The sequence below is a fragment of the Roseivirga sp. UBA838 genome (assembly GCF_002296035.1).
GTDB lineage: Bacteria > Bacteroidota > Bacteroidia > Cytophagales > Cyclobacteriaceae > Roseivirga > Roseivirga thermotolerans.
The window spans coordinates 33,511-59,436 of record NZ_DBHC01000029.1; the positions used below are offsets into that span (position 1 = coordinate 33,511).

Genomic DNA, 25,926 nt, shown 5'->3' on the forward strand with positions numbered 1-25,926 from the left:
CTATTTTTACACTTTAAAAATCGAATGGGTAGAAGTCGGGTCAGAAGATTAATCTTCTAAAGCTGCTACACCCGGCAGTTCTTTACCTTCCATGTACTCTAGTAAAGCTCCACCTCCGGTAGAAACGTATGATACCTCTTCTCCATAGCCGAGGGTATTGACAGCAGCAGCAGAATCTCCCCCACCAATCAGAGAGAAGGCTCCTTTCTTAGTTGCTTCTACGATAGCCTCGGCAACAGATTTTGTTCCGGCTGAGAATTTGTCCATTTCAAACACACCCATTGGCCCATTCCATAGAATGGTTTTAGACTCTTTAATGGTTTGCGAAAATACCTCAGCAGCTTCAGGCCCTATATCCAGACCCATCCAACCTTCCGGAATAGAAGTGTTTATACATACCTGCGTTTTGGCTTCATTGCTGAAAGCATCCGCAATTACAGAATCCATAGGAAGCATAAGATTTACCCCTAAAGATTTGGCTTTTTTGATGAGTTCTTGCGCAAGGTCCAGCTTATCTTCTTCCAGCAACGAACTTCCGATAGAACCACCTAATGCTTTAAAGAAGGTATAAGCCATACCTCCACCAATCACCAGGTTATCCACCTTTTCGAGCAATCTTTCAATAATGAGTATTTTATCGGAAATCTTAGCCCCACCCATAATGGCCGTATAGGGCTTTTCGGCATTATCGAGTACTTTCTGGGCATTGTCTAGCTCGGCCTGCATTACAAAACCACATGCTTTCTGGCTAAAGAAGCGAGCAATTATAGAGGTAGATGCATGGGCTCTGTGAGCCGTGCCAAAGGCATCGTTGATGTAAATATCTCCATGTTCTGCCAATGATTTAGCAAAGGCTTCATCGCCTGCTGTCTCTCCTTTATGAAACCTCAGGTTTTCCAACAAAAGTATTTCTCCGGCCTTTAGGTTTGCTGAAAGCGACTTTGCTTTATCTCCAATACAATCGTCTGCAAACTTTACTTCCGTAGAAAACACTTCTGACAAATGACCCACGAGATGTTTGAGGGAATACTTTTCTTCGGGCTGATCTTTAGGGCGACCAAGGTGAGACATCAATACAACTGCTCCGCCATCGTCAAGAACTTTCTGAATGGTGGGTATAGCAGCCTTTATTCGGGTGTCGTCCGTAATCTGATAATCTCCATTGAGCGGCACATTAAAGTCTACTCTTATGAGGGCTCTCTGACCCGAAAAATTGAAATCGTTAATGGTTTTCATAGGTTGTTATTTTGCAGTTGCTCTTTTTAGTCTATCATTAATGGCTCTACCCAGCCCCACATCAGGAACTCTTTGCGTAAGTATAAGTGCTATGTGGTTGTTTTTGTCCATAGTCCTGAGAGCCGTAAACAGGTTTCTTGCCGCCTCTTCCAAATCGCCTTTGGCAGATAACACAAACTGATTCTCTAAAGGCAATTCTTCCAAAGGATGTTGAAATACTATGGCTCCAATTTGCGAAAAATCATTGGCCGCTTTCCAATTGAAGCCATCAATCCATACAATCGATTTACCGGGTGCATAATGGCTCTTGAGCATACCGGGAGCCTGCGGACTGGAGCTGGAATGTTTGTTCACACGTACGGAGCCAATTACCTCTTCTATTTGCTCTACAGCAAGCCCTCCCAAACGGAGCACCTTAGGTTTTTCTTCCAAAAAACTCACTATGGTAGACTCTACACCCACCCGGCAAGCCCCTCCATCTAAAATGTAATCCACAGTATGTCCCAGTTGGGCTTCCACATGTTCTGCGGTGGTGGGGCTCACATAGCCAAACGGGTTGGCACTTGGAGCGGCCAGAGGAAACTCCAGTTGAGCCAGCAGGCTGAGTGTTAGTTCGTGGTTGGGAATTCGAACGGCCACCGAGTCCAGCCCTGAGGTTACCAGGTCGGGCACAATGCTCTTTTTTTGTAGAAGCAATGTGAGTGGTCCCGGCCAAAACTGCTTCGCCAGTTGAATGGCCTGATCGGGTATGTATCGAACAAACGACTCTACCTTATGAAGAGAGTTGGTATGCACAATCAGAGGGTCGAATGAGGGTCTGTTCTTGGCCTTAAATATCTTGCTAACACTACTTTCCTTCAGCGCATTACCGGCAAGCCCATATACGGTTTCGGTAGGAATCGCCACCAGCCCTCCCTGCCTCAGAATTTCTTCTGCACGGCCAATATCTACACCAATTTGTGCCACTACTGCATACAGTTTTGTGAAATAGCCTCCATGGCGCCTTCAAAACCAAGGCTTGCTGCACTGTTCAGGTATTCGCAGCCCTGAGATTTATTGTCTCGGGTCAACTCGGCCAACCCCAGCCAGTAGTAGGCCTCTCCATAGTCCGGTTTTATCTCAATAGCTTTTTTGAGGTCGTAGGTGGCATCTTCAAAATTATTGATGCGCAGTTCTGCTTTCCCTTTGTTCAGATAGATCAAAGCATTGTTAGGATCCATGCGCAAGGCAAACTCAAAATCGAACAAGGCTCTGTCAAACTCATTATACTTAAAAAGAATAGCCCCTCTGTTCAGGTAAGCATCTACCACATCAGGCTTTATCTCCGTTACATAGTCATAGTCCAGCATAGCCTCATTGTCTCGGCCTAAAAGCCTGAACGCATTACCCCTATTAAAAAATGCCTGATACTGGGTGGTATCGGTATTGATGGCTTGGGTAAACACCTCAATGGACTCATCGAGTTGGCCAATACGCAAGAGGGCCACTCCTTTGGCATTGAGAGCCACATAGTTTTGTGGGTTCTTCTCGAGGGCTTTATTCAGCTTTTTTAAAGCTTCAGCGTAGTTTTCCTGCCCCATTAGCTCTCTGCCTTGCTGCACCAACTCTTCTTCTGACGGTGAGCACGAGAACATTAAAAGTGTAACGACTGCGAAAATGGTTAGTTTGCCCCTCATAGCTTTGTTTTGAGGCGGTAAAGATAGCAGTAGTCTTACAGTAGAAAAAATCTATTCTCTCTGTAATACTACCTTACGGCTGTAGCTTTTTTGTTCGTATGTAACCCGAATTAAATAGACTCCATTGCCTACCGGCTGCCCCAATGAGTTGGTGCCGTCCCAGAAGAAGTCGTTCTGACCTACAAAGGCCAGGTTGCTGGTGACTCTTTTTACCTCATTGCCCTTTGAGTCGTAGATCCGGATGATGAGCAAACGGGTGCGGGGCGCATTGACCTCAATAGTTACCTCATCGGCAAAAGGATTGGGGTATACATTGGCAATTTCAAAATCTTCTTCAACCACCAGGTTTTCGTTGGGCACCACGCCATCTGCCTGGGCTGTATACAAGCCATTGCCATGTGTTGCGGCTACCATTTTTCCATCGCTCTGCCTAAAATCTATCATGTTCACCACCATATTGCCAATGCCTTCGGGAGACTCTTGCTCCCACACCACATTTCCTTCTAGCGAAGTAGTGGAGTACAGGCCGGTGCTGGTAGCTGCATAATACAGCTTGGTTCCGTCAGTTTTAGGCACAATGGCGGCCCAGCGGAAAGAAGGTCCATTGCCTGTTCCGTCTTCAAACTCTTCCAGATTGCCAGACACGTGAGTAAATGTGGTTCCACCATCGGTACTTCGGAAAAGGCTCTTTACACCATAGTTAGAAAAAGCCACCAATATGTGGTTGGCATCGGTTGGGTCTATGGCTATGCAGCGAATGTAACCACCCACCGGAAATTCCTGGCCCGTAATTTCTTTTACCGAATAAATGTCGGAATGGGCATTGTCTATTCTAAATAACTGACCGTTTCCGGTACCATAGTACACAATATCTTTAGGGTTGGTAGATACCTGAATGGCGCTAATTACTCCTGCCTGCACCTCTGTTCTTGTGAGCCTTTTCCAGTTAACTCGTGCCGGGCTTTGACTTCCGGCCGGAATTTGCGACAGATTTTGGTTGTACCATACAAAATCGCCACCGGCCAGGTACATTCGGTTGGCATTGTTAGGGTCGAGCACATAGGGGTTCACAAACAGGTACGATTGGCTGGGATCTGTACCGCCTCCAACCGGATCTACTCTTGCGAAGGAGGTTATCTCCGCATTGCGATTTAGCGTGAGCCTGAAAATTCGTGAGTTTTGGAAAGACAGGTAGTAGTAATAGCCATAAGGGGTTGAGGCTGTAAAGCCACCGTCTCCGCCCAAAATCCTGATGCCGTTAGGGCCTTGGTTCACCAACTTATCGAGCGTTAATATAGAGCCATTGTCTTGTGTACCACCAAGCACCACTTCTTCCAATGGATACCGGCTATAGGAAGCCGTATAAAACTGGGTGGTCACAAAGGTGTTGTTTAACGGTATATAAGTAACTTTTTCTGCCCTTGAATCGCTGGTTATAAACACTCCACCATCGTTAGTAGAAATAAGAGCGTCCGGAAAAGCATGGATGAAATGAATAGCATGCTGATCGGGGTGATGGTTGGGGTAAGTGCTTATGTTTTCCGACTCGGGATCATAACCACCAATCCAGGAAATATTATCGGCAGTGGCGAACCCATCGGTAGACCGGTAAAGGTTAGTTCCTCCTATAAATACCACGTTTGGGTTTGTGGGGTGAATGGCCACGGTGAGATTATACGAACCTTGTGAGTCGAATGCTTCTAACTCTTCCGTTTCTATGGGCACGTTGGCCGAGTAGTCTGTAAAGCCTTCTCCCTCCACATATTTCCACAAACGATAGCCTTTGCTGCTTTCTGCTAAAAAGTAGAGCAACCCGGGGTTTGATCTGGATGAGGCAATCTCAATTCTTCTAAAACTCTCTTCGCCCGGACGAAACAGCGAGAGTATACGCTGCCAGTTTTGACCATCCTCCGAACGATAGATACCTCCGTTGCGACTTTCTCCGCCTGCCATATTGGTGGCCGAACTAAGGGTGGCATAAAACACCCCACTCTCGGTGCGATGTATATCGGTAAAAAATTCTGCCGGAATGTTGTTTAAATCGAAGGTAGGTGGATTGTTGATTAAATCTGTCCCCAACACGGTTGTCCAGGTTTGGCCACCATCGGTAGATCGTACAATGGCTCCATAGATGGCTGCCAACACTTCATCTTCGGCCAGGTTGTTGGGATTTGTGGTTATATCCCATACGTATTGAAAGGGTGAGTTAAATATACCGGGCGAGTTGGACTGTGTTGAAGGCAAGGGCTCCCAGCTGTCGCCTCCGTTGGTCGATTTAAAGATACCATCGCCTCTAAAGGGTGCTCCCGGTGCCCGACTGGAGTTACCCACCAGCTCCCCGGTTCCGTAGTACCAAATGTCTTCTTTACCGGTGCGTATATCTTGCGTTATGGTGGTTACGCTCTGCAGCTGATCAGAGGCTGTGGTTTTGAACCAATTCTGCCCAAGATTTTCCGACTTCCACACTCCTCCGGAAACTCCTCCGGCCAGTATAATTTGCTCATTGCGAATATCTAGAGCTATGGCCCGGGTTCTTCCCGCAATATTTTCCGGCCCAACAGGGAGCCATAATAGCTGATGGTTTTTGGTGCCATTTCCTGAAGATGCCGAGCGAGGTGTTTTATTCAGGGTATTTTGAAGGTTTACTTCACGCGCAAACTCCAATTCTTGTTTACGAATATTCGCAGGTACTTTACCCGTTGCCGGGTTCACCAGCATTTCTCGTTCATACTCCTGCCGCGACTGAACATTTTCTTTTTGATAAAAAGAAGACCGGGGAGTCTCTATTTCGGGCGGTGATTTTTTTTCGTCTTGGTATGTAAAAACCAGAATACTGCACACCAGCACATAGACCAGAACCAGAACAGGGAGTACAGCCTGCTTTTTGGAGTTTATCATAGGTTAAATATAACGCTGTGAATAAGGAGGAACGTTAATCTCCTTTATTAATTTTCAATTGAACGGTTTTGTTCAGCATTCTTACAATGGAATCGTTTTGCTTTACTTGCTGCTTCACTTTTTCCAGCGGTAGCCAGGCCATGTCTTTTGCTTCATGGTTGAATTGAAGCGGTTCATTCATAGATGCCAAAACAAGGAACCTAACATCATAATGATCGTGAGCCGGAATACCCTTATACTCAGGGATTAAATGAATATCAATATCGAAAATTTCTTCATCAATCAATTGAAGGTTTTTTAAACCTGATTCTTCACTCACTTCTTTGAGAGCCACCTTCCACAGAGCTGCTTCGCCATCGGCATGCCCTCCCAATTGGAGCCACCGGTTTAGTTTGGCATGGTGGGTAAGCAAGCAGTGGGTTCGCTCCTCGTTTACCACCCAGGCCGAAGCGGTGAAATGGGCATGCTCCAGGCTTCTTTCAAAACAGTTAGGGTAGCTTTCAAGCAAAAAAAGCATTCGTTCTCTGAATGCTTTTTCCGCTGGGTTTTCTGGCGAATAGCCCAGCATTTTTTTCTTTAGCAGCTCTCTGTCAGAGCTCTGAGATAACCACATTGGCCTTGTTTAGTTTTTTAGGTTCCAAATCGGAGATAATTTCGCCACCACCGGCATTGGTCTTATCGCCCTTTTCTACCTTCACATAATATTGTTTTTGGTTGAGGCCCTTAAAGGTAACTATGCCTTTCTTATTGGTAAGCTGAAACTCCTGAACAGGGTTTTTCTCGGCTTTGTAATCATTGGCGTTGGCATAGAGGGTTACCTTAGCATCGGGTACCACATTGCCCAACTCATCTACCACTGTGATTTTAAGTTTGGTCGTAAAAATTTGTGCTTCTGCTTTTTGCTCCAGTCCAAAGCCCACCAGGCCGAACAGCAATACGAATAAAAATTTCTTCATTTGGGTTTAATTATGATTCAAAGACTTTATCGAACAAATCTTGAAAAGGTTCGGCTTTTGTATACTGCCGATCTTGATAAATGTTGGCCATGAATTTAATAAAACTCGGCTTTCGGTTCACATCAACCTTTTCTATGAGCACGTTGCCATAACGCTGATTAATAATTGGCTGCCCCAATTCTTCAGTAACTGGCTTTAAATACCATTTTTCTATGGTTTCTTCATGGGTTTCTTTGTCCAGCACCCTGCGGTCGCCCTGAGATAATTTATAACCGCTGTCCAAAACTTTTTCTTTAAAGAAATCGAAAAGATTTCTAAAGTTTTCGTGACCAATGGAGGGATTGAAACTTACCGCAAAACCATTGGAGTATTGAGTGTCCAGAATGTGCACATCGATAGAAGAAAGTATGCCTTGCTTTTTCATGTAATAGGCATGCTGAATATCGTGAACCAACTGCTTTTGACCTTCTCCTCCTAACCAGCTCTGGTAAGAGGCCAGCTCCTTAGTGCTTCTGCGAAGCATCTCATGTACAAAAGCTGCTTTGGGTGGCTGCTTACCAAAAATTTTGCCCACTACATCTTCGAAAAAACCCATAACTCAAAGGTAATGAATCTACAACTGCCAAAAGGGTCGTGCGGTTTTCTAAATTGCAAAATCTGCGGAAGCTCAAAGCCACCCACAAGCCTAAAGCTTTAGCCTGAGCACAGAGGCGGATAGATCTAAATCCTCAAAAGGCTTACCCATTAGAGGTTGTAGTATGGCCGAAAGCCCCTCCTCTAAAATATCGCTAGCTTCTGTCAACTGCAGTTTGTTGGCCCCATAGCAAGTAAACCCGGGCTCAAACACATAAAAGTCTTCTGCAACTTTCTCGCCTTGCTCATAAAAACGAAAGGCAAAAACCATTGAGGTTTCACTTAGCATAAACTCCGTCAGTTGCTTGCCACCGGAGGTTAATTGCCCAAGTTTGGAGTCTTCTTCCAAAAGTGCGTTGGAGCAGAACACCAGCGAGGCTTCGCCTTCTTCATAAACATCTATATCCGCATATTCGTCTTTGTCTTCAAGAGCCTCCTCCAGAGTAGATTCTTCGCTGCTTTGTATGTCTACAGAGAGGGCCTCACTCAGCTCCTCAAGCTTGTCTGAAAGCTTCTGGTTGGTTATAAACCCGCATGTATTGTAACTCATATCTTCGATTAGTTGATGAACAATTCGATCGGCTCGTTTTCTAAACACCTTGCACAATAGCCTGTTCCAAATCTTTAATTATACCCATCAGGGTATACAGTATCTCCCTTAAATCTTCTACTGAAGAGAATTTGGGAAGATTGTACTTCTTGCGGTCAAATTCATAACCCATTTCTTCCGGGATAAAATCCAACCGGCCCGAAGGTTCCATATACTGCCCTTCATGCCTAATGACTAAAATAGTCTCTACCTTTCCTCTCCAAAGCCCGAAGGTCAGGGTAAATTCGTGACCGGAGGCTAAACTATAGGTAGTGCTTAAAAATTTTTCCTTCTTATTGTGCTCATAAGACAAGCCAAACTCATCTAATACTTCTTTGTAGGCAGCTATTTCATAGCTATCCATACTGGTATCGTAGTTATTGAACTTATGGCATAAGGCCCTGTACCGTTCTACAAAGTTTATTTTCTCAAAAAAGGGAGTTGTTGTGTGTGTATTCATCGGAATTGAATGTTCAATAAGAGTCAAATTCAATGGCTTCTGGAGGGTTTTATGTAGCCGTACGAATCATAGTGCAAGTCACCATGGTCTATAAGTTCAGCCAGTAACTCTAGCAGCAGCTCTTTGTTGCGTGGTTTTATTTTTTTAATCAGTTGCTCCTCACTATAACCTGTTGAAGCAGCCAGTAATTCGTCAATAGCTTTTCGGTAGGTCGCCTTTTCTTTGTGGTCTTGTTCATGCTTGTGCCTGTCAATACAATTGTCGCACACCTCACAACGGCCGTAGTCCGTTTCACCAAAGTAAACCAGTAGTTGCCGGGTGCGGCACTCTTCCCGGTTGTGAACATAGGCCACAACCGACTCCATTTTACCCATTTTTAGTTTACGCTTAGCCTTCAGTGCCTTTTGGTCTATGGGCAACTTATCCGTTGGCTGACGGGGCATTAAAAAGGTAAGCTGCGGTCGTTCTTTTTGTTCGGAATATTCAACCACACCGCGCTGCTGCAAATGACTAAGGCTTTTTCTAATGTCGGCCACAGACTGTCCCAAGAGGGCCGAAAGATTGTTTTCTTGCAAGGTAACAAAGTTCTGATACAACTCTCCACCATGTAGCCTTAGCAATGCCTTAATAAGGGCATCGAACTGGGCATTGGCAATCTGAAACTCATACATTTTTCGCTGATCGATGGCGAAACGCACTTTACCTGGACTGAAAAAAGACTCTGACAAATGGATTACACCATGCTCGCCAAGAACCTTAAGGGCATGATATACCTCCAAAGGATGGCGTTGAAAGCGTTTAGAAAATAGGTCAAAATCAAAATCGAAGCTTTCATCGGGCCAGCTACCCACTGCCAATTGAAAGAAATTACCCAACATTTGGTACACTTCTTTTAGGGTATCCAGTTCAGGAAGAGCCTGCTCGGTTTTTCTGCGCAAGTGCTCAATATCGGCCTGATTGCAGATGATAAGGGCAAAAGCCTTTTTCTCATCTCTGCCCGCTCTTCCTGCCTCCTGATAGTAGGCTTCCAGATTATCGGGCAGATCCATATGTACAACCACCCGAACATCGGGCTTGTCTATGCCCATACCAAAGGCATTGGTGGAAACAATTACCCGTGTGCGATTATGCACCCAATCTTCCTGCTTGGCGCTGCGTTCCTGAAAAGTAAGTCCTGCATGGTAATAATCGGCCGAAATATGATGTTGACTAAGCCATTGTGCCACTTCGCGAGCATGTTTTCGTGTGCTCACATAAACCACTGCACTTCCCGACACTCTTTGCAATACTTCCAGTAGCTTGCGTTCCTTATGTTCTTCGAACCGAACAGAGTAAGATAAATTAGGCCTGGAAAAACTCTTTACAAAGTGCTGAGGGTTACGCAACTTAAGTCTCGCTTCAATATCTTCCCTTACCAATGGGGTGGCCGTGGCTGTAAGTGCAATGATGGGGGGCTGTGGTAACAGGTCGCGAAGAGCCGCAATTTCCAAATAAGCCGGTCGAAAATCGTAACCCCATTGCGAAATACAGTGGGCTTCATCTACCGCAATCAAGCATACTCCACGCTTTGCAACTACTTTTTTTATACGCTCAATGAACAGTTCGGTCTTAAGCCGCTCGGGCGAACAGTAGAGAAATTTGAGGTCGGAGTTGGCCGCATTGTCCAGCAAATAATCAATTTCACGCTTACTCTGCCCTGCGTGCAGGGCTTCGGCTGCAATGCCTCTTTTCTGCAATTGATTTACCTGGTCTTTCATTAGGGCAATGAGGGGAGAAATGACCAGGCAAAGCCCATCCATGGCCATAGCCGGCACCTGAAAGCAAATGCTTTTGCCTCCACCGGTGGGTAGCAGGGCCAGCACATCTTTCTGTTCCAACACAGCTTTTACAATATCTTCCTGCAAAGGCCTGAAGGCAGAATAGCCCCAATACTTTTTCAGGATGTCTACTGGCTGGATCATTGCTTGAATATAGCGATCAGAAAATGGAAATCAGGTTATAACTTCTTCTAAGGTTCGGTTGTAGGGCTGCCCTATTACCTGTCTTAATGAACAGAATTCTACCAACTGGGTTTCTCCTTGTTCAGGAAGGCCGATATCCCCTTCTGGCAATCGTCTGAAGCTCTTGCTTTCGCATTCTGTTCGGCTGCATGGGCCAAGCCTTCTTCTAATGACATGGATTGTACCCGAGCGATCATCTGTTTGGTAAACTGCATGGATTGTCCTGAATTTTTACGCACCAGCTTTCGCGCAAAATCAGCTACAGAACTATCGAGCTCATCTTCTTTGACCACCCAATTGATTAGGCCCATTTCTCTGGCATCCTGAGCGCTGATCAGGTCTCCGGAGAGCAGCAGTTCTTTGGCTTTACCTTCCCCAAGCTTTCTCAAAAGAAAGACTTTAACAATGGCCGGAATAAACCCAATCCGCACCTCGGTATAACCAAACTGCGCTTGCTCTACTGCAAAAGAAAAGTCGCACACCGTAGCTAAACCGCAACCTCCGGCAATAGCGTGTCCTTGAATTTTGGCAATTACCACTTTCGGGTGCGTATATATTTGGTAAAAAAGCTCTTTTAAATGATTAGAATCGGCCAGGTTTTCTTCAAAGGTATTTTTCTGTAATTGCTGTAAATAGGCCAAATCTGCTCCGGCACAGAAAGCTGCTCCTCGAGCCGCCAACACCACCACCTTGGCATCACTATCGATTGCTGCCTTCTGAAATGCCTGCTTTAGCTCGCTCACCACTTGCTCATTGAGGGCATTGCGTTTATCGGGCCTGTTGAGCATAATGGTCGCCACTCTGTCTTTGACCGTATATTCTACAAAATTCATCTTTTCCATAGACTGCTAAAATAACCATTGGTAGCGACTTGATGCACAGGAATACCCATTTCCTTTGCCGCAAGAGTCAAGTAACGGCTCACCCATCGGCTGTTCGATTTATCTAACACAATGTATTGGACATGACTAAAATGCTCCAGTTGTTCCGTCCGGCTTATGGCATTGCCCGAAAGCACAAGGTAGTCTACGGGTATTTGAACTTTGCTCCACCAATGAATGTCTACTAACTCGTTTAACCAAAGAATAGTCTTCCCTTCAAAAACCGTAAGGCTTCCTCCCGGAAACGAAGCACTGGCGAGTGTCAACTCATCGTCTGCTACTCCTTGTTTAGCTCCTGAAATGAGTCGCTTACCATGTAGGCTGAACTGCTGACTTTCCGGATCGGCCAAAAAAACCTCATCGGCCAGAACTTTAGACTGAAACCCGTGCCTAAAATCCATGACAGACTGCCGAGAGGCATCGATTACTGAAAACTCATAAGAGCGCTGATATGGAGCAAAGTGATAGGTCTGACTTAAAACAAAAGCCAGAGCCATGGCCAGGGCAAATTGCAGATAGCTCTTTCTGTGAAGCTCCCAAAAAAGAACCACACCAATAAGCACGGCATAGAGCAACCAGGCATCTAATATGGAAAGGTAAACGCCATCAATGGTGCTCCCCGGAAAGTGACTCACCTGTGTCACCAGCCAATTTACTGCTACCACTGTGCCGTTTAGCATTACCCCCAACAACATAGCCACAGCCGACCAGAATGAGAGTGCTAACAAGCCCAATCCACCAACCAGAATAAGCGTTGCGGCCGGAATAATAAACAGGTTGGAAACTAAAAAGTAAGTCGGAAACTGATGGAAATACAACATACTTAGTGGCCCGGTAGCCAGCTGAGCGGCAACCGACACGCAAGTTATTGACCATACCTTATCGGCCAGCCAATGTCGGGGCTGCCACAATCCATATAGTTTGGGATGTAAATAAACTATTCCAAAAACGGCCAGAAAAGACAATTGAAATCCAACACTCATAATGAGATAGGGATTGTAAAGAAGCAGAACCAATGCCGACAGCGATAGGGTATTGTAAATATTTCCTCCTCTGAAAAGGGCTTTGCCCAGAGCCACAAAAGAGAACATGGTAACTGCCCGAAGTACTGAGGGAGAAAGCCCGGTTAAAAGGGCATAGCTCCAAAGCACCATTAGGCTGGCAATAGCCAGCCACCATCTGTACTTTTTCCTATTGAGACCAACTTGTTTTACAAGCGCAAAGAAGATAAGATAGATTATGCCCACATGCAAACCGGAAACGGCCAGCACATGCATGGCTCCCGTAGCCGAAAAAGAAGCAATAAGCTCATTATCCAGTTCATCTTTTACACCAAGCACTAGTGCCAAAACTACGGCTCTGGATTTGGGATTGGCTATGTATTTACCAACCTGCCCCACACAGAAATCTCTAACCAACAATGATTTGGCCACAAACCAATTGGGAGTTCCGGACCTTAGCAGGCTGAAATTATGCCCCACAAACTGCTGGTAATGAATATTCTGATAGGCCAGGTAATTACGATAGTCGAACTCTCCTGGATTGGCCGGAGCCGTGGTATGAGCTGGCTTACCCTCTATCCAAACCACATCTCCATAGGATAAAGTCTGGCCTGCTTCTTTCGAAAAATAAGCATTCACCCTACCCTTGGCAGATCTCCACCCCACATCCGTTTTAAGCTCCGAAAGTTCAATAACTACCCTCACAGTATTGTCTTTGACCTGAGGCTCCTGAATAAGCTGACCAATGTATCCTCCTGTTTGGTGAGGAAACTCTTCCGGTGCCATTAAAAACATACTCAAACGGTAACCTCCCAGATTAAAGAGCAATAAGAAACTCAGAATGGCCAAAACATGCCGATTGCTATGAGAAGACTGCCATAGCAACCATATATAGACCACCAAAAGTACAGGAAGAATCGCTACCGGAAGTAAAACTGACTCTCCCAGGTAGTGGCGGCACACCACACCCAGGGCAAAGAAAAACGCAAAGCGAACAAATGGAAATCGCTGAAACTTCATGGTGGTGTTTATTGTGTGTTCACCCTAAGCAAGTGATGGTTGTTATCTCGGATTATGCTTAGATCAAAGACAATAGCCGACCGATAACCCTATGAAGTTATTGAATTTACCTGTTGCAAAAAAGTTTAAGGAATTGATGAGTTATAACAACCAAGCCAATTTACACTCTTTTAAGTGCTATGGCCTAAACATATGAGCTAGCTATTGAACGGTTGCTTAGTAAAGGTTAATCGCTTTAGCCTTCAATGGTCTTTTGCATCTCAAAGTGCTCTATACCTACTTCAAAAAAGCGCTCACCTACTTTTTCGAAACCAAAACGAGAATACAGGCCCATAGCATCTACCTGAGCGTGTAAATAAAGCAATGTGCCCGGAGCAAGGTTTTCTTTTTCAATATAACCCAACACCGTTTGTACCAGGCGTTTCCCAACCCCTTGTCCTCTATAGGCTTCCAGCACAGCAAAACGCTCCAGCTTCAAACCCTTGTTGGTTTCCCGGTAGCGGCATGTTCCTGCCGGCTCACCCTTCACAAAAGCAATGAAGTGCGTGGCATTCTCATCAAACTCATCGAATTCGTCTTTTTCAGGACAATTCTGACCTACAATAAACACCTCTCTTCTAATATCGAAGGCCTGATCAAGCTCCTGTTGACTCTCTATTTTCTTTACTCTTATCACTGTTGTTGTTTGGTTTGTCGTAGGCGTTAATAATTTCCTTCACCAATTTGTGGCGTACCACGTCTTTGGTATCCAACTCTACGGTAACAATGCCCTTTACGTTACTCAAAAGCCTTACCGCTTCTGCCAGGCCCGAATGTTGATGCCTGGGCAAGTCTACCTGCGACTTATCGCCAGTTACAATAACCTTGGAGTTGGGGCCCATGCGCGTCAGAAACATTTTCATTTGCATGGAGGTAGTGTTCTGAGCTTCATCGAGTAAAACAAAGGCATTGTTCAATGTACGGCCACGCATATAGGCCAAAGGGGCTATTTCTATAATATTATTCTCCTGATAGAACTTCAGCTTTTCGGCCGGAATCATGTCACCCAGCGCATCATAAATTGGCCTCAAATACGGATCGATCTTCTCTTTGAGGTCTCCGGGTAAGAACCCTAAGTTTTCACCGGCCTCCACAGCGGGCCGGGTAATGATTATTTTCTGTACCTCTTTATTTTTAAGTGCTCTCACAGCCATGGCTACAGAAATAAAGGTTTTGCCCGAGCCGGCCGGACCAATGGCAAAAACCAAATCGTTTTTATTAACAGCCTCTACAAGGGCTTTCTGATTGCGGGTTTTGGGTTTAATAACATTGCCCCGATTGCCGTATACCAAAATATCGTCTTGCCCTTCTTTATCGAGGTGATGAACCTCTCTGCGCACGTAAGACTGTACACTCTCGTGGGTTATTTTGCCGTATTTATGGTAATGCTTAACCAACGACTGAACAATATCATTGATCTGAATAATCTCAGAAGCACTACCCTTAATGAGCAATTCATTGCCACGAGAAACAATTTTACTCTTGGGAAAAGCCGAGGCCACTTCTTTGATATTTTCATTCCCTACACCAAGGAAGTCGACCATAGTAATATTATCGAGTGTAATGAGTTTTTCTACCAAATTTTCAGACGCTTATGAATGATTGTCTATGCTTAAATTTTCAATAATTTTGCTTTCACTAAATTATAGAATAAACGCCAAAGTCACTTATGACCCTTATCACTTTCACATCAGATTTTGGACTGAGTGACCATTATGTGGCGCAATGCAAGGCCCGAATATTAGCCGAACATCCGGAAGCTCACATCATTGATATTTCGCATCAAATCAGACCATTCGATTTGGCTCATTTGGCGCATACAGTTGGCTCTGTTTTTCAGGATTTTCCCGAAGGAACCATCCACCTGATTGGAGGCGAAGCCTCAGCAGCCTCTTCACAAGACTACCTGCTGGCCGAAGTAGAGAAGCACTTTTTTGTGGTGCCTGATAGTGGTATTCTCAGCCTTATTTCGGAAAGAATTCCCGGCCATGCCATAAAACTCAGCATAAAGAAAAATGCCTATCGGGAAGTACCGGCACTGGTGGGCAAACTGGCCAAAGGCGCTTCTCCTGAAAGTCTGGGAGAAGTAACCGAGTCGTTCAAACAGTATGTGAAACGAAAATCAAGAGCCACTAAAAAAGAAATTTCCGGCCACGTGATTCATGTAGACCGCTACGGCAATCTAATCACCAACATAGAAAAGGTAGACTTTGACATACTTAGCCGGGAAAGAAGGTATGTCATTTATTTTGGCCGCGAACAAGCCCATGCGGTTCAAAAAAGCATAAATGAAGTTGACCCTGGCGATGTGTTCGTAGTCTTTACTGACGGTGAAAAAATGATGCTGGGCATTAACCAGGGCAATGGCAGTCAATTATTGGGGCTGGAATATGATAGCCCCGTTACCATTCAGTTCGAAGATTAATGCCTGCCACTCCTGTTTGTGTGTTCGCAAAAAGAATCGAACTTTGATCTGTAACTTTTACCTCCAATGCTGATACGAGTTGTTCGAATGACCTTTAGACCGGAAGAAGTTGAGGCTTTTCTGGATTTGTTTCATGCCACCAAAGAGAAGATTCGCCACTTCGAGGGATGCAAACACCTGGAACTGCTTCAAGACTTTAACACTCCTCACATTTTTGTTACATATAGTTACTGGGAATCTGAAGAACACCTCAATCGCTACAGACACTCCGCTTTGTTTGCAGAAGTTTGGAAAGCCACCAAAAGTAAGTTTGCCGATAAACCAGTGGCATTCTCTTCCAAAAAAGTGATTGAGGTGAAATAAGAACGTCAGACCGGAAAAAATAGTCCCTACATTCAAGCAGGGGCTATTTTATCCGGTATCTCATGAGCGATATTTCAAAAAGAGATTCCGGATATTTTTCTTCTCTTTTTGAATTTGAGACGAAAAATTCCGGAATGACAGATTCATCAATTTTCCTCAACCTCAAGGTTGTTTAATAAAAAATCTTTACTCATTTTTGCACACCCAATTTCATAGATGCCTAGGTGGCGGAATTGGTAGACGCGTTGGTCTCAAACACCAATGCCTTCGGGCGTGCCGGTTCGACTCCGGCCCTAGGTACAAAAGCCTCGACTCTGTCGGGGCTTTTTCTTTTATATCCTGAGCTTGCCGAAGGATCTGCCCTACCCTATTTGCACACTGGCATTATTTCATTTGAATGCTTCCTTCTCGGAGATGGCTGTAGATAAGGAATGTCACAAATTGATTGCTACCTAATAATCACAATTTTACCGAAGTCTTTGTTGAAGGCCTTGTCTTTGCCTGTACCCCGGTGGCCAAGATCCTGCCCGTTGGCCTTTACCTGCACCCGATAAATGTAGGTGCCATTGGCCAGAATATCGCCAAATTCATCGCGCCCATCCCAGGCATACTCAGTAATGTTGTTTCCAATACGGATTGGCCCAATTTCATCTTGCGTAATCTCACGCACCAGTTTGCCCGATACAGTAAAAATCTGAATTTTAATCTGATCGGGTATCTCACTTCCTGTGAGTGTAAACACAAAACGTGTGCTGGTGGAGAAAGGATTGGGGTATGGATAAAAATGAGTGATAGTAGACTCGCTCACCACTTCGAAAGTAATTTCGTAGGGGCCTACTCCGGCATAATTACCAGAAGCATCGGAGGCGTTGACCTGCAACATGTATTCACCATCGGGCAGGGTCTCCGGCTGAAACTGTACTTTAAAATTCTGACCTTCGGCTGCCGGCACATAGGTAACTTCGGGATCGGAAAAGTTAATCCGCTTCAACGCGCAACCTTCGCAAATCTGACCAAGAAAAATCTCAACTCCTGTTGTATCGGTCTTAAAAAGGTACGGATTGTTATCGCGTAACTCTATTTCGACCATAGGCTTAGGAGACACTATGTCGCCATCTACGATATAGATACCATCGAAGGTCACATCCATAGCCGGATTTACCTCATCGCGCTTCACATTGATAAAGTCCTCTAAACGAATGACGTTGTTGCTGTAATACTGCTCAATTTCATCGCCCGGGTTCACGAATATTTCAAAATCATTCAACCCCAATTTACCCTGTGTTTCTATAGGCACCGTAAAGTCTACCGACTGACCGGCTGCTACTCCAGCAATTTGAGAGGTGGCGAAAGACTCTTCTCCTGTGGTTTGATTGGTGAGCTTATACCGTACATTCAGTGCTCCTTTAAAGTCGTAAGACGAAATATTGCTAAAACGAAAAGCTGCCTCAAAGGGCTCGCCATCTTGTAGCTCTATTCGCTCGTTTTTATCGTTTTGGAGGGTAAGTACCCCTTCAGGAACTCCCTGATAGGAAACAAACCAATTTTTAAATTGAGGGGGAGTTGCCGACACGCGGTCTCTGGCACTCACAAACAACCGAACAAAGGGGTATTGCTCTGCATCAATGGCGCTCATATCTAACTCATCAATATCGTTGAGGGTAGCCAAGACTACTTCTGTGCCGTTACTCTGGCGCCCCCTCACTTCAAAAATCACATCGTCTTCAGAAGGCTCTTCATCTATTCGCTTGGTGAGCCTGCCCCAGGAGCTCACAGGACCTATGAGAGGAGAAAACACACTCCCTGAGTCTGTGCTGGCAAAAATGGAGGTCTGAAAAGAAATCTCGGTGCGGGTATCGTCTGGCTGAGCTCCGGACGATACTCCCTCAATTAAAGTAGCCGTACCTTGCTGCGCCCCTTTTCTACCATAGATTATAATGGGCTCCCCATTCGTATAATTAGAAAGCTGTGTTGGAGCTACTCCAATTCGGCCGAGCGAACTGCGGGTAATATCGGCCCAGTTTTCATAAAGCAATTCGCCTATAGAAAACATCAGCACAAAATCTCCATTACCCACTCCGTCCATATACTGACTAATTAAGGCACTATTATCAATCTGGTTTCTGAGGTCTTCATCCGCAAAGCGGTTAATTACTTGCGGTGTAGTACCACAGTTGAGTGGATCCTGATCTTCAAATTCTGCCCCGGGAGTTTTTAGAATCACATAGGGCCGTCCACTGTCTTTGTCGAAGGCTATGGCATTGAGCGATTCGGGCAGGCAGCTTCTATTGGCTCCTTCTCCGAACAGAGAGCGCCCGTCTACCTCAATGGTCATCTTAAGCGGCTGCCCCCCTAAAGGGTGGTTTTCGCCATAGGTAACCACGTTGATGGTGGTTTCGTTGCCTTCAAAAATCCAGGTTTTGGTGTTAGGTTCTTTGGCAATAGAACTTAGACCAAGGTCTCTAAACTGATCGAATTCTGTCTGAGCCCAACCTTCTACCCCATTTTCAATATTGGTAAAGGAAGAGATGGCCCAGGGCTGAGGGTTATCCAGAAGTTCGTCTTCAAAGATAGACCTCCAATAATACTGAATGGTATCGTTTACGGTAAAGGGCAGAAGTTCTACCTCCCAATTAACCAATCCTTTTCCGCTGAGCGTATTGGTTTTTCTCCACGGGCTGTTAAAATTAATGGTGGTGTCAATCTGAATTACAAAACTCTCATCGTTGGCTTTCAGGTTGGCCGACTGAGCCACCAGGTTAACGGTAGACTGCGAAAGAGTTGCAAAGTGGGTGGGTGCTGTATTAAACGTGCCTGAAGCACCTAAAAAAATAGAGGTCTCGGCTATATTGTTGAATTCGCTTCCTTCGTCTACTTCATTATTCCTGTCGAGGTGTACTTCAAATTTGTTTTCTCCAAAAGCATCGAGTCCCTGGTTACTAATCTCATAATATATAGTATCTCTGTTTCTCACAGGGGGCACTTCTATTTCTGAAAGCTCTATTACTGTACCATCGGGCAATGTTCTCCTTACAAAAACTTTTACCGGCTTATCGGTGGTTCGCCCCGCGTTGTTCACCACCACGCCAAGGTTAAAAAATGGTGTGGAAGCCGTAACTGGTAAGCCATTGATAGACTCCCGGAAAATATCTTCAGAACGAACAATGTAATCTACCTTATCGTGACCAAACACCGGAATGGCCGGGTCTCCCTGCAATACCGTTTGCTCTACTACAGCAAAGTCTATCTCATCGGGTGAAAAGGTATTCAATTGCCGAATGATGGCTTCTTGTTGAATGTGCCCAATGGAACGGGTCATCCAGAGAGTATCAGACATAATTCTGTAGTACTGCTCTGTATATTCTCTAAGTACATTGGGAATACCCACATCGCTATGAGCCAAAAAGTTGATTGCCCCCTTGTCTTTTGCGGCCATCCAGTTTTCGCCAAAAGAGTTATAGTAAAATATTTCACCACCCCTGCATCCATTGACAAACATGACCGGATAGCGCCCCTGATTGTTATAACCGTAAGCCGGGTCAGTTACATACCCCACATCAATATCGGTATAAGTTGTAGAGGAGTGCCCAAAGAAAGTCACAAAGCCGGTGCCCTTATTAATCTCTTCTGAAATGTTGATGTTCTGAACCGCATTGTTATTGGTTTTAGAAATGTTGGTTACCGCTGCACCCAGGTAATCTTGTGAAACAATATTCTTAAAACCGTCAATGAACTCACGGAAACGAAAAAGCTCATCTGTAGTAAGCCCACCACTCAACTGAAGAAAATTCTTGGTCCAAGGAGAATCTTTCAAAGCAGCCTCTTTTTCTTTTACCTTGTCCAGGTAATTGGCCACCCCTTGTGGTGTAGTTACAGAGAGCCTACCCACAGGAAAAGCTGGATAGTGCGCCCTTCCATCCAAAGCCTCTACATACATTATGTCCGAACCGGGCGCGCCCATGGTAGGCACAAGTTCCCGGGAAGAAATAATCAGAGGGTCGGGCAAGCGTTGGGTTCGAATATCTACCCTTCTTGATTTACCAATTAGAAAGAGGTATTGAGGATTACCTTGCAGGTAGGCACTTCGCACAAATCGCCTAATGGCTAATGGGGTATATTCTCCATAGCCAAACTCATCATACAATTCCGTCACGTTGGCATTCAGCACCTGCCAACTGCCTCCTTCCACAGAACTTCTGTAGTCTACATAGGCCTGTACAGGATCATCATAAGCCCCTTCCACCGGCTGACTTAGGTAGGGGTGCGAAATCATCAGGTAATTGTAAGCCGAAAGGTCGTTGTAGTGGAAACTCACTTTCTCTACCTTGGGTTCTATGCTCTGCTGCATATTTTTTAAGTACAGCTTTTGCTCGGCTGTTGTGGCGGGCAACCCGGCCGAAAAACTACCACTTGCCTGACCTTGTATTACCACAGGATTTCGGTAGTCTGTCACATCGAAAAGGACCGCATTGGCAGGAGGATTGGCTACAGTAAGCACTCGCTCCTGATTAGCTGGTGGTATGAACAAGTACTTATCAGAACCAAAGGCATTAAGCTCTCTGGGATATCGGATTCTAAGATAACCAACCGACATTTGATCTACCGGGTATTCATCATACCCCACTACTTCAACTCTGAAAACAAGTTGCCCCTCTGCACTAATATCGTCCCAGTTGATTTGAAGTGTTCGTGTGCCAAAATTGTTAAACGAGAGTGTGATGTCTTGTACCAATGGGCGCAGATTGTCTCTGTCAGGCCCCACATAAACATTGGCTCGGTGCAAAGCAATGTTATTGAACCCTATGAGCTGAAAGGTGAGCTCAAGTTTTGAAATACTTGGAATTTGACCAGAAATACCCTGAAATATAAAGTCTCTGAAGTTGGTTCCCTTGCTTACCGTAGCACTCGATTTAGTGATTACGTTGCTCATAAACATTTGGCCACGATCGTAGAGCGAACGTTTTACTTCTCCGGCCGGGTTGCCAATGGGGTAGTATTGACCAAAGCCAAAAACATCAGTTCTAACCTGCAAGTCATCTTCTCTGTGATAAGTTACGGCTGGCAATCCGGTGGGCGAAACATTCCGTACAGTCATGCGCTTACCTGCATTTTCTCCAACGGTTAAAAAGAAAGCCGTGGTATCGGAGAAAAGATTATAAAATGTATGAATTTGATCTTGCGCCCTATAGTACAACTCGGTGTCCTGAGTACCATCATTTCTTCTTCCCCAAAACTCTACATAATCTCCGGGGTCAAAAGAAGCATCCTCCATTCCCACGGTACGTATGGCCACCTCCTGCCCTCTATGATACAACTGAATATTGTCTGGACTTATACCGGCAGGATCAAACCCGGCTGTCACAAGTTTCTCATAGGTAATGCGGTGAACATCGTCTTTACCCGTCTTTATTTTGTAATACTCCTGGCTATAGTTAATCCACTCATTGCCCAATTGCTGACCAAAAGCCAAAGGGCCATAGAACAGAATTAAAAGAAGCAAACAACTATTTTTCACTCTTACCCTCCTTCTTTCTTATTCTTCGCTTATTTCTTGAGTAGCTCCCCGGCAGCTTTTCTAACGAATACAATATGGAAAACACATGAGAATATGGAGACTCTGCTACATTACCAATATCTGTTAACGCGTAATCTATGGTAAATTCCTCCAACACCACTCCTATACCCATATTGGGCTGAAAAGACCAAAAGGTAGACTCGCTGGGCTGGCCTCCCCTGCTAAAATCTTTGACACGCTGAAAATTGCCAATACCCATGCGCAAAAAGAACTTGTTCTCATAGTCGAACTCTGCCCCTACCTGCGGGTCAATAGAGGCCAACCTAGACTTGACCAACACGTTTCTGCGGCCATCAAAAGTAAAAACCATATCGGCAGAGGTTAACACATCTATCTTGTCGTTGATTCTAAACGAGCGTGATGCTCCAACAATCGCCTTAGGGAGTGTAATTTCGGTTGAATTACCCGGGATATCATTATTGGTTTGGTTGAACACCGGCCGTAAGGCCTCTTTATTGATAGTCCAGGTATTGAATGTGGTAGAAATATCGCGCAGCATTAAACCAAAGTTCCAGTCGTCTACCCTGTATTTAGCCGATGCATCAAGACCAAAGCCCCAGGCTGTGGCAAAATCTCCGATTCTCCTTCGAACAATCTTGGCATTAATACCAAACGTGAGTCCTCCGCCTTCCACAAAGTTTTCTCCGGAAATAAAGCTTACCCCTCTGGCATAAGAAAAAACAAAAGCCAGGTCGGCTGCAGAAAAGAAATTAATTCGACTGTAATCAATTCTTCCCTGATCATCGAATAACAAGCGAGTATCAGGAATATCATCAATCCCAAGGCGTATTATAGCCATTCCCATATGGCTGTCGGTATCAATGGCCATAGCTGCACCCAGGTAGTCGTAGTTGGCCACTCCTGCAAAATAGGCTGCATGCTGAAAAGAAAACTGATAGCGATATTCAATATCTGTTAGAGCAGCAGGGTTCCAGTACACCGCGGTTACATCGTCCGAAACAGAAGTCATGGCATTAGACATGGCCAAAGCCCTGGCCCCTACCCCAATAGACAAAAACTCATTGCTGTACTTTGGAGAACTCTGAGCAAGGACCTTAGGAGAGGACAAAAATATAGGGATGAGAAGCACCCCTTTCAGTAAGAAAACAGCTAACTGTTTCACGCGCATTTGTAACTACTACAATCCAAAATTAAATATACCTACTGGATTTGCGGCATTTTTAACATTCAACTGCAATAAAGATTTTTTATTACCCAAAAACCACCGACACCGGTTAAAAAAGCCATTTTTAGCTACCCCTTGACCACAAGGTAATATTTTTTATATAGTACTATGCAACACATAGTACCTTCTTTCGTATATTTGCATGAGGTCTAAAACTTGAATAGATGAATTTGGAAAATACACAAGTGCAAATGCGGAAGGGAATTCTCGAATTCTGCATTCTGCACATAATCTCGAGGGGAGAAGTCTACGCCTCCGACATGCTAGAGGAACTTACCTCAGCAAAAATAATGGTAGTTGAAGGCACCCTCTACCCCTTGCTCACTCGCCTGCGCAAAGCAGGTTTGGTAGAGTACAAGTGGGTTGAATCTAACTCGGGGCCACCCCGAAAGTACTACACCATCACTCCAAAAGGCCAGGATTTCTTGAATCAACTTGTCAATACCTGGCAAGAACTGGTCGGTTCAACCACACAAATCATCACAAAAACATCTAAGTAATGGTCATGAAGAAGAATATCAGCATAAATATTAGTGGTATCATATTCCACATAGAAGAAGATGGCTATAAAAAACTCAAAGCCTATCTCGATTCTATCAACAAGTACTTTAGCAGCTACGATGGTAGCGAAGAGATTATTGCCGACATAGAGAGTCGGATTGCAGAAATCTTTCTGGAAAAACTCGATGAAGAAGGCAAACAGGTTATCTCTAATGATGACATTGACCAACTCATTAGCACCATGGGAAAAGTCTCTGATTTTGAGGCCATGGAAGAAGAAGCAGATTTTTCTGCCGGAAGCTCTGACAACAACTCGGAAGACCCAAAGAAAACCACCGGCTATACTTACGAAAACACCTATAAAGCCCGCAAGCTATATCGCGACTTAAACGATCAGATTGTAGGTGGAGTATCATCCGGAGTAGCCAAATACTTTAACATAGATCCCCTGTGGATTCGCATCGCCTTTGTGCTGAGTTTCTTTGCAGGCTTTGGCCTCATAGTTTACATCATTATGTGGATAGTGATTCCCGGCAGTACAGAACTTAAAGATGATGACTCCATCAAAAAGTTTTATCGAGACCCTGACGATCGGGTGTTAGGAGGTGTGGCAGCCGGTTTGGCCAACTATTTCAAAACCGACACCATCATATTCCGGATCATATTTATAGTCCTGTTCTTTGGTTTCGGCACCGGCCTGCTAGCTTACATAGTCCTGTGGATCATTGCTCCACAGGCTAAATCGCTTACAGACAAAATGCAAATGAAGGGAGAAAAAGTAACTCTCTCCAACATTGATAACAACATAAAGAAAAACAAGGAAGAAGATCTAAACCCGAAAGGAGAGGGCCTGTTCACCAAGGTAATCCTTTTCCCTTTCCGACTCATCGGCCGAATATTTCGCGCATTAGGAAGTGCATTGGCCCCACTTCTGCTCTTTATTGCCGCAGCCTTCCGCATCTTCATAGGTGCTATAATTTCTTTTACCGGTTTGGCCATAATGTTTTCCATACTCGTGGTAACAGGAGTATTACTAGGCCTGCACGAGGGCGACTGGTTCCTTTGGCCCGACTCAGACATTCCTTTTTATCTGTTCAACAATACTGTTTCAGAAGCCGGAATACTCTTCACTTTTGCAGCAGTGTTCATCCCATTCCTCTATGTATTCATTGCCGGCATTACCATTATTGCCAAACGCAAAGTAATGAGCAGCTCGGTAGGCTGGAGCATATTAGGTATCTGGATGATCTCCGTAATAGCCGCTTTTGCTACCGTATCTACCATTGTAAAAGACTTCAGAGAAGAAGGCTATGCCGACAGTACCGAAGTGCTGGAAGTCAAAGGCGACACCATAACCCTTAGCCTGAAAACCGTAGAACGAATGGAAAGAAGGCGTAACCGAGAATACCGAAATAATTCCTGGGAGGGAAAATTTACCGATTTAGACCTGCGCGCCAGCAGAGACAATACCTGGCGTTTGGAAAAAAGAGCAACCGCTCGCGGAAGAAATACTGAAGAGGCCGACAGAAATGCGGAACAGATCAATTACAATTACTCACTGACAGACGGTCGCATAGTTTTCGATGGCCAACTGAGTCTGCCCGAAAATGCCCAGTTCAGGTTTCAAGACATTGACCTTACCCTCTACATACCAACCAATCAGCCGTTCAAAGTAGACCAGGGCATGAGCAAACTCCTACACTATTTCAGCTTCCGTTATAACTGGTGGGAGATATACCGCAATACCTGGATATTCGATGAAGACGGCACATTGCAGTGTGTTACCTGCAATGAAGACAACACAGAGGTCAATTCAAGAGCAGGCTTCAACGACACCAAAAACTTCGACCTAAGCTCTTTTTCAGACATTAGCATTTCCAGCAGCATTGCCCTTTCACTGGAGTATAGCAATACACACGGGGTAAGGATAGAAGGCAACGAAGCGCACTTCGACCAGTTAGCCCTTCGTGTCAATGGCAGCCGTCTGGAGGTGAGCGAAGTCCGCTCCACCTCAAACTGGGGCACTACCCGACTCATCATTCAGACTCCGGAAATAAACAACCTCACATTGTCAGGAGAAGCTAATGTGAATCTGGGACTTCAAAATTTTGAAGATTTAGCCATTGTGCTCAGCCAACAAGCACGACTCAATCTTTCCGGTGAGCTAAATACCCTCTCCTTAATTCTTAAAGACGAGGCACGAGTAGACTCACAGGCAAAAATTCAGCGAGCTAATATTGCGGTGTCGGACAACGCACGCTTATATGCCTATGACGGCCGTATAGAAGAGTGCGACATAAGCACCAATGGTGAAGCACGAGCCAGACTAACCGTTACAGAATACCTTACCGTTGAAGCAGGAGGTTTTTCTTCTATTCGCTACAAGGGCTCCCCCCGACTAGACATTCAAGACAAAGCCAACTCGGCTATCGTAAGTCAATACTAACCAATCAATTTCTCAAAAGAACAGAAACAACAAAAGAAACA

20 protein-coding genes and 1 tRNA gene are annotated in these 25,926 nt (G+C 44.9%); 5 read left to right on the top strand and 16 right to left on the bottom strand.

Going from position 1 to position 25,926, the window contains the following annotated elements:
• Positions 1-48 precede the first annotated feature (48 nt).
• From B3O12_RS09740 to B3O12_RS09805, 14 genes are all read right to left on the bottom strand, one after another.
• Positions 49-1,236: a phosphoglycerate kinase gene (locus B3O12_RS09740; RefSeq protein ID WP_286756159.1), complete on the bottom strand. Its 1,188-nt coding sequence runs from the start codon at positions 1,234-1,236 to the stop codon at positions 49-51.
• Positions 1,237-1,242: 6 nt separating this feature from the next.
• On the bottom strand, positions 1,243-2,202 hold the full coding sequence (locus tag B3O12_RS09745) for an L-threonylcarbamoyladenylate synthase (protein WP_189630168.1): 960 nt from the start codon (positions 2,200-2,202) through the stop codon (positions 1,243-1,245).
• Positions 2,202-2,912: a tetratricopeptide repeat protein gene (locus tag B3O12_RS09750; RefSeq protein WP_286756160.1), complete on the bottom strand. Its 711-nt coding sequence runs from the start codon at positions 2,910-2,912 to the stop codon at positions 2,202-2,204. Before B3O12_RS09750 ends, B3O12_RS09745 begins: the two co-directional genes overlap by 1 nt.
• 51 nt (positions 2,913-2,963) lie before the next feature.
• A complete protein-coding gene (locus B3O12_RS09755; RefSeq protein WP_286756161.1) occupies positions 2,964-5,810 on the bottom strand; it encodes a FlgD immunoglobulin-like domain containing protein in 2,847 nt (948 codons plus the stop codon).
• A gap of 34 nt (positions 5,811-5,844) precedes the next feature.
• A complete protein-coding gene (locus B3O12_RS09760; protein ID WP_286756162.1) occupies positions 5,845-6,423 on the bottom strand; it encodes an NUDIX hydrolase in 579 nt (192 codons plus the stop codon).
• The gene (locus tag B3O12_RS09765) at positions 6,401-6,766 is read right to left on the bottom strand and encodes a carboxypeptidase-like regulatory domain-containing protein (protein WP_189630165.1); all 366 of its coding nucleotides are present in this window, start codon (positions 6,764-6,766) and stop codon (positions 6,401-6,403) included. The genes B3O12_RS09760 and B3O12_RS09765 overlap by 23 nt, the downstream gene beginning before the upstream one ends.
• Before the next feature lie 10 nt (positions 6,767-6,776).
• A complete protein-coding gene (locus B3O12_RS09770) occupies positions 6,777-7,361 on the bottom strand; it encodes a hypothetical protein (protein WP_189630164.1) in 585 nt (194 codons plus the stop codon).
• Positions 7,362-7,451: 90 nt separating this feature from the next.
• On the bottom strand, positions 7,452-7,949 hold the full coding sequence (locus B3O12_RS09775; protein ID WP_286756163.1) for a hypothetical protein: 498 nt from the start codon (positions 7,947-7,949) through the stop codon (positions 7,452-7,454).
• A gap of 40 nt (positions 7,950-7,989) precedes the next feature.
• A complete protein-coding gene (locus B3O12_RS09780) occupies positions 7,990-8,448 on the bottom strand; it encodes a hypothetical protein (RefSeq protein WP_286756165.1) in 459 nt (152 codons plus the stop codon).
• Positions 8,449-8,477: 29 nt separating this feature from the next.
• Positions 8,478-10,409, bottom strand: a complete 1,932-nt coding sequence (locus tag B3O12_RS09785) for a RecQ family ATP-dependent DNA helicase (RefSeq protein ID WP_286756166.1) — start codon at positions 10,407-10,409, stop codon at positions 8,478-8,480.
• A gap of 98 nt (positions 10,410-10,507) precedes the next feature.
• Positions 10,508-11,281, bottom strand: a complete 774-nt coding sequence (locus tag B3O12_RS09790; protein WP_286756184.1) for an enoyl-CoA hydratase/isomerase family protein — start codon at positions 11,279-11,281, stop codon at positions 10,508-10,510.
• Positions 11,278-13,350: a ComEC/Rec2 family competence protein gene (locus tag B3O12_RS09795; RefSeq protein ID WP_286756167.1), complete on the bottom strand. Its 2,073-nt coding sequence runs from the start codon at positions 13,348-13,350 to the stop codon at positions 11,278-11,280. Before B3O12_RS09795 ends, B3O12_RS09790 begins: the two co-directional genes overlap by 4 nt.
• Before the next feature lie 235 nt (positions 13,351-13,585).
• A complete protein-coding gene (locus tag B3O12_RS09800; protein WP_229838633.1) occupies positions 13,586-14,026 on the bottom strand; it encodes a GNAT family N-acetyltransferase in 441 nt (146 codons plus the stop codon).
• Positions 13,986-14,969, bottom strand: coding sequence for a PhoH family protein (locus B3O12_RS09805; protein ID WP_286756169.1), 984 nt, complete (start codon positions 14,967-14,969; stop codon positions 13,986-13,988). Before B3O12_RS09805 ends, B3O12_RS09800 begins: the two co-directional genes overlap by 41 nt.
• An 89-nt stretch (positions 14,970-15,058) precedes the next feature.
• Here B3O12_RS09805 and B3O12_RS09810 point away from each other — a divergent pair, with 89 nt between their 5' ends.
• The 3 genes from B3O12_RS09810 to B3O12_RS09820 all read left to right on the top strand — a co-directional run bounded on the left by B3O12_RS09810 (position 15,059) and on the right by B3O12_RS09820 (position 16,477).
• Positions 15,059-15,814: an SAM hydrolase/SAM-dependent halogenase family protein gene (locus tag B3O12_RS09810; protein WP_286756171.1), complete on the top strand. Its 756-nt coding sequence runs from the start codon at positions 15,059-15,061 to the stop codon at positions 15,812-15,814.
• A 66-nt stretch (positions 15,815-15,880) separates the two neighbouring features.
• Positions 15,881-16,177 carry a putative quinol monooxygenase gene (locus B3O12_RS09815; RefSeq protein ID WP_189630156.1) on the top strand — a complete coding sequence of 99 codons (297 nt, stop codon included), beginning with the start codon at positions 15,881-15,883 and terminating at the stop codon, positions 16,175-16,177.
• Positions 16,178-16,395: 218 nt separating this feature from the next.
• Positions 16,396-16,477 (top strand) — tRNA-Leu (locus B3O12_RS09820).
• A 148-nt stretch (positions 16,478-16,625) separates the two neighbouring features.
• Here B3O12_RS09820 and B3O12_RS09825 read toward each other — a convergent pair.
• Together B3O12_RS09825 and B3O12_RS09830 are read right to left on the bottom strand one after the other, a co-directional pair.
• On the bottom strand, positions 16,626-21,677 hold the full coding sequence (locus tag B3O12_RS09825) for a C25 family cysteine peptidase (RefSeq protein WP_286756172.1): 5,052 nt from the start codon (positions 21,675-21,677) through the stop codon (positions 16,626-16,628).
• Between the two features lie 4 nt (positions 21,678-21,681).
• Positions 21,682-22,881 (bottom strand): hypothetical protein, encoded by a 1,200-nt coding sequence (locus B3O12_RS09830; RefSeq protein WP_286744813.1) that lies wholly within the window; start codon positions 22,879-22,881, stop codon positions 21,682-21,684.
• Between the two features lie 221 nt (positions 22,882-23,102).
• On the opposite strand from B3O12_RS09830, the gene B3O12_RS09835 reads away from it, so the two are divergent.
• Both B3O12_RS09835 and B3O12_RS09840 read left to right on the top strand, forming a co-directional pair.
• Positions 23,103-23,438: a PadR family transcriptional regulator gene (locus tag B3O12_RS09835; RefSeq protein WP_189630097.1), complete on the top strand. Its 336-nt coding sequence runs from the start codon at positions 23,103-23,105 to the stop codon at positions 23,436-23,438.
• A gap of 5 nt (positions 23,439-23,443) precedes the next feature.
• Positions 23,444-25,885: a PspC domain-containing protein gene (locus B3O12_RS09840; protein ID WP_286756173.1), complete on the top strand. Its 2,442-nt coding sequence runs from the start codon at positions 23,444-23,446 to the stop codon at positions 25,883-25,885.
• Positions 25,886-25,926: the final 41 nt, after the last annotated feature.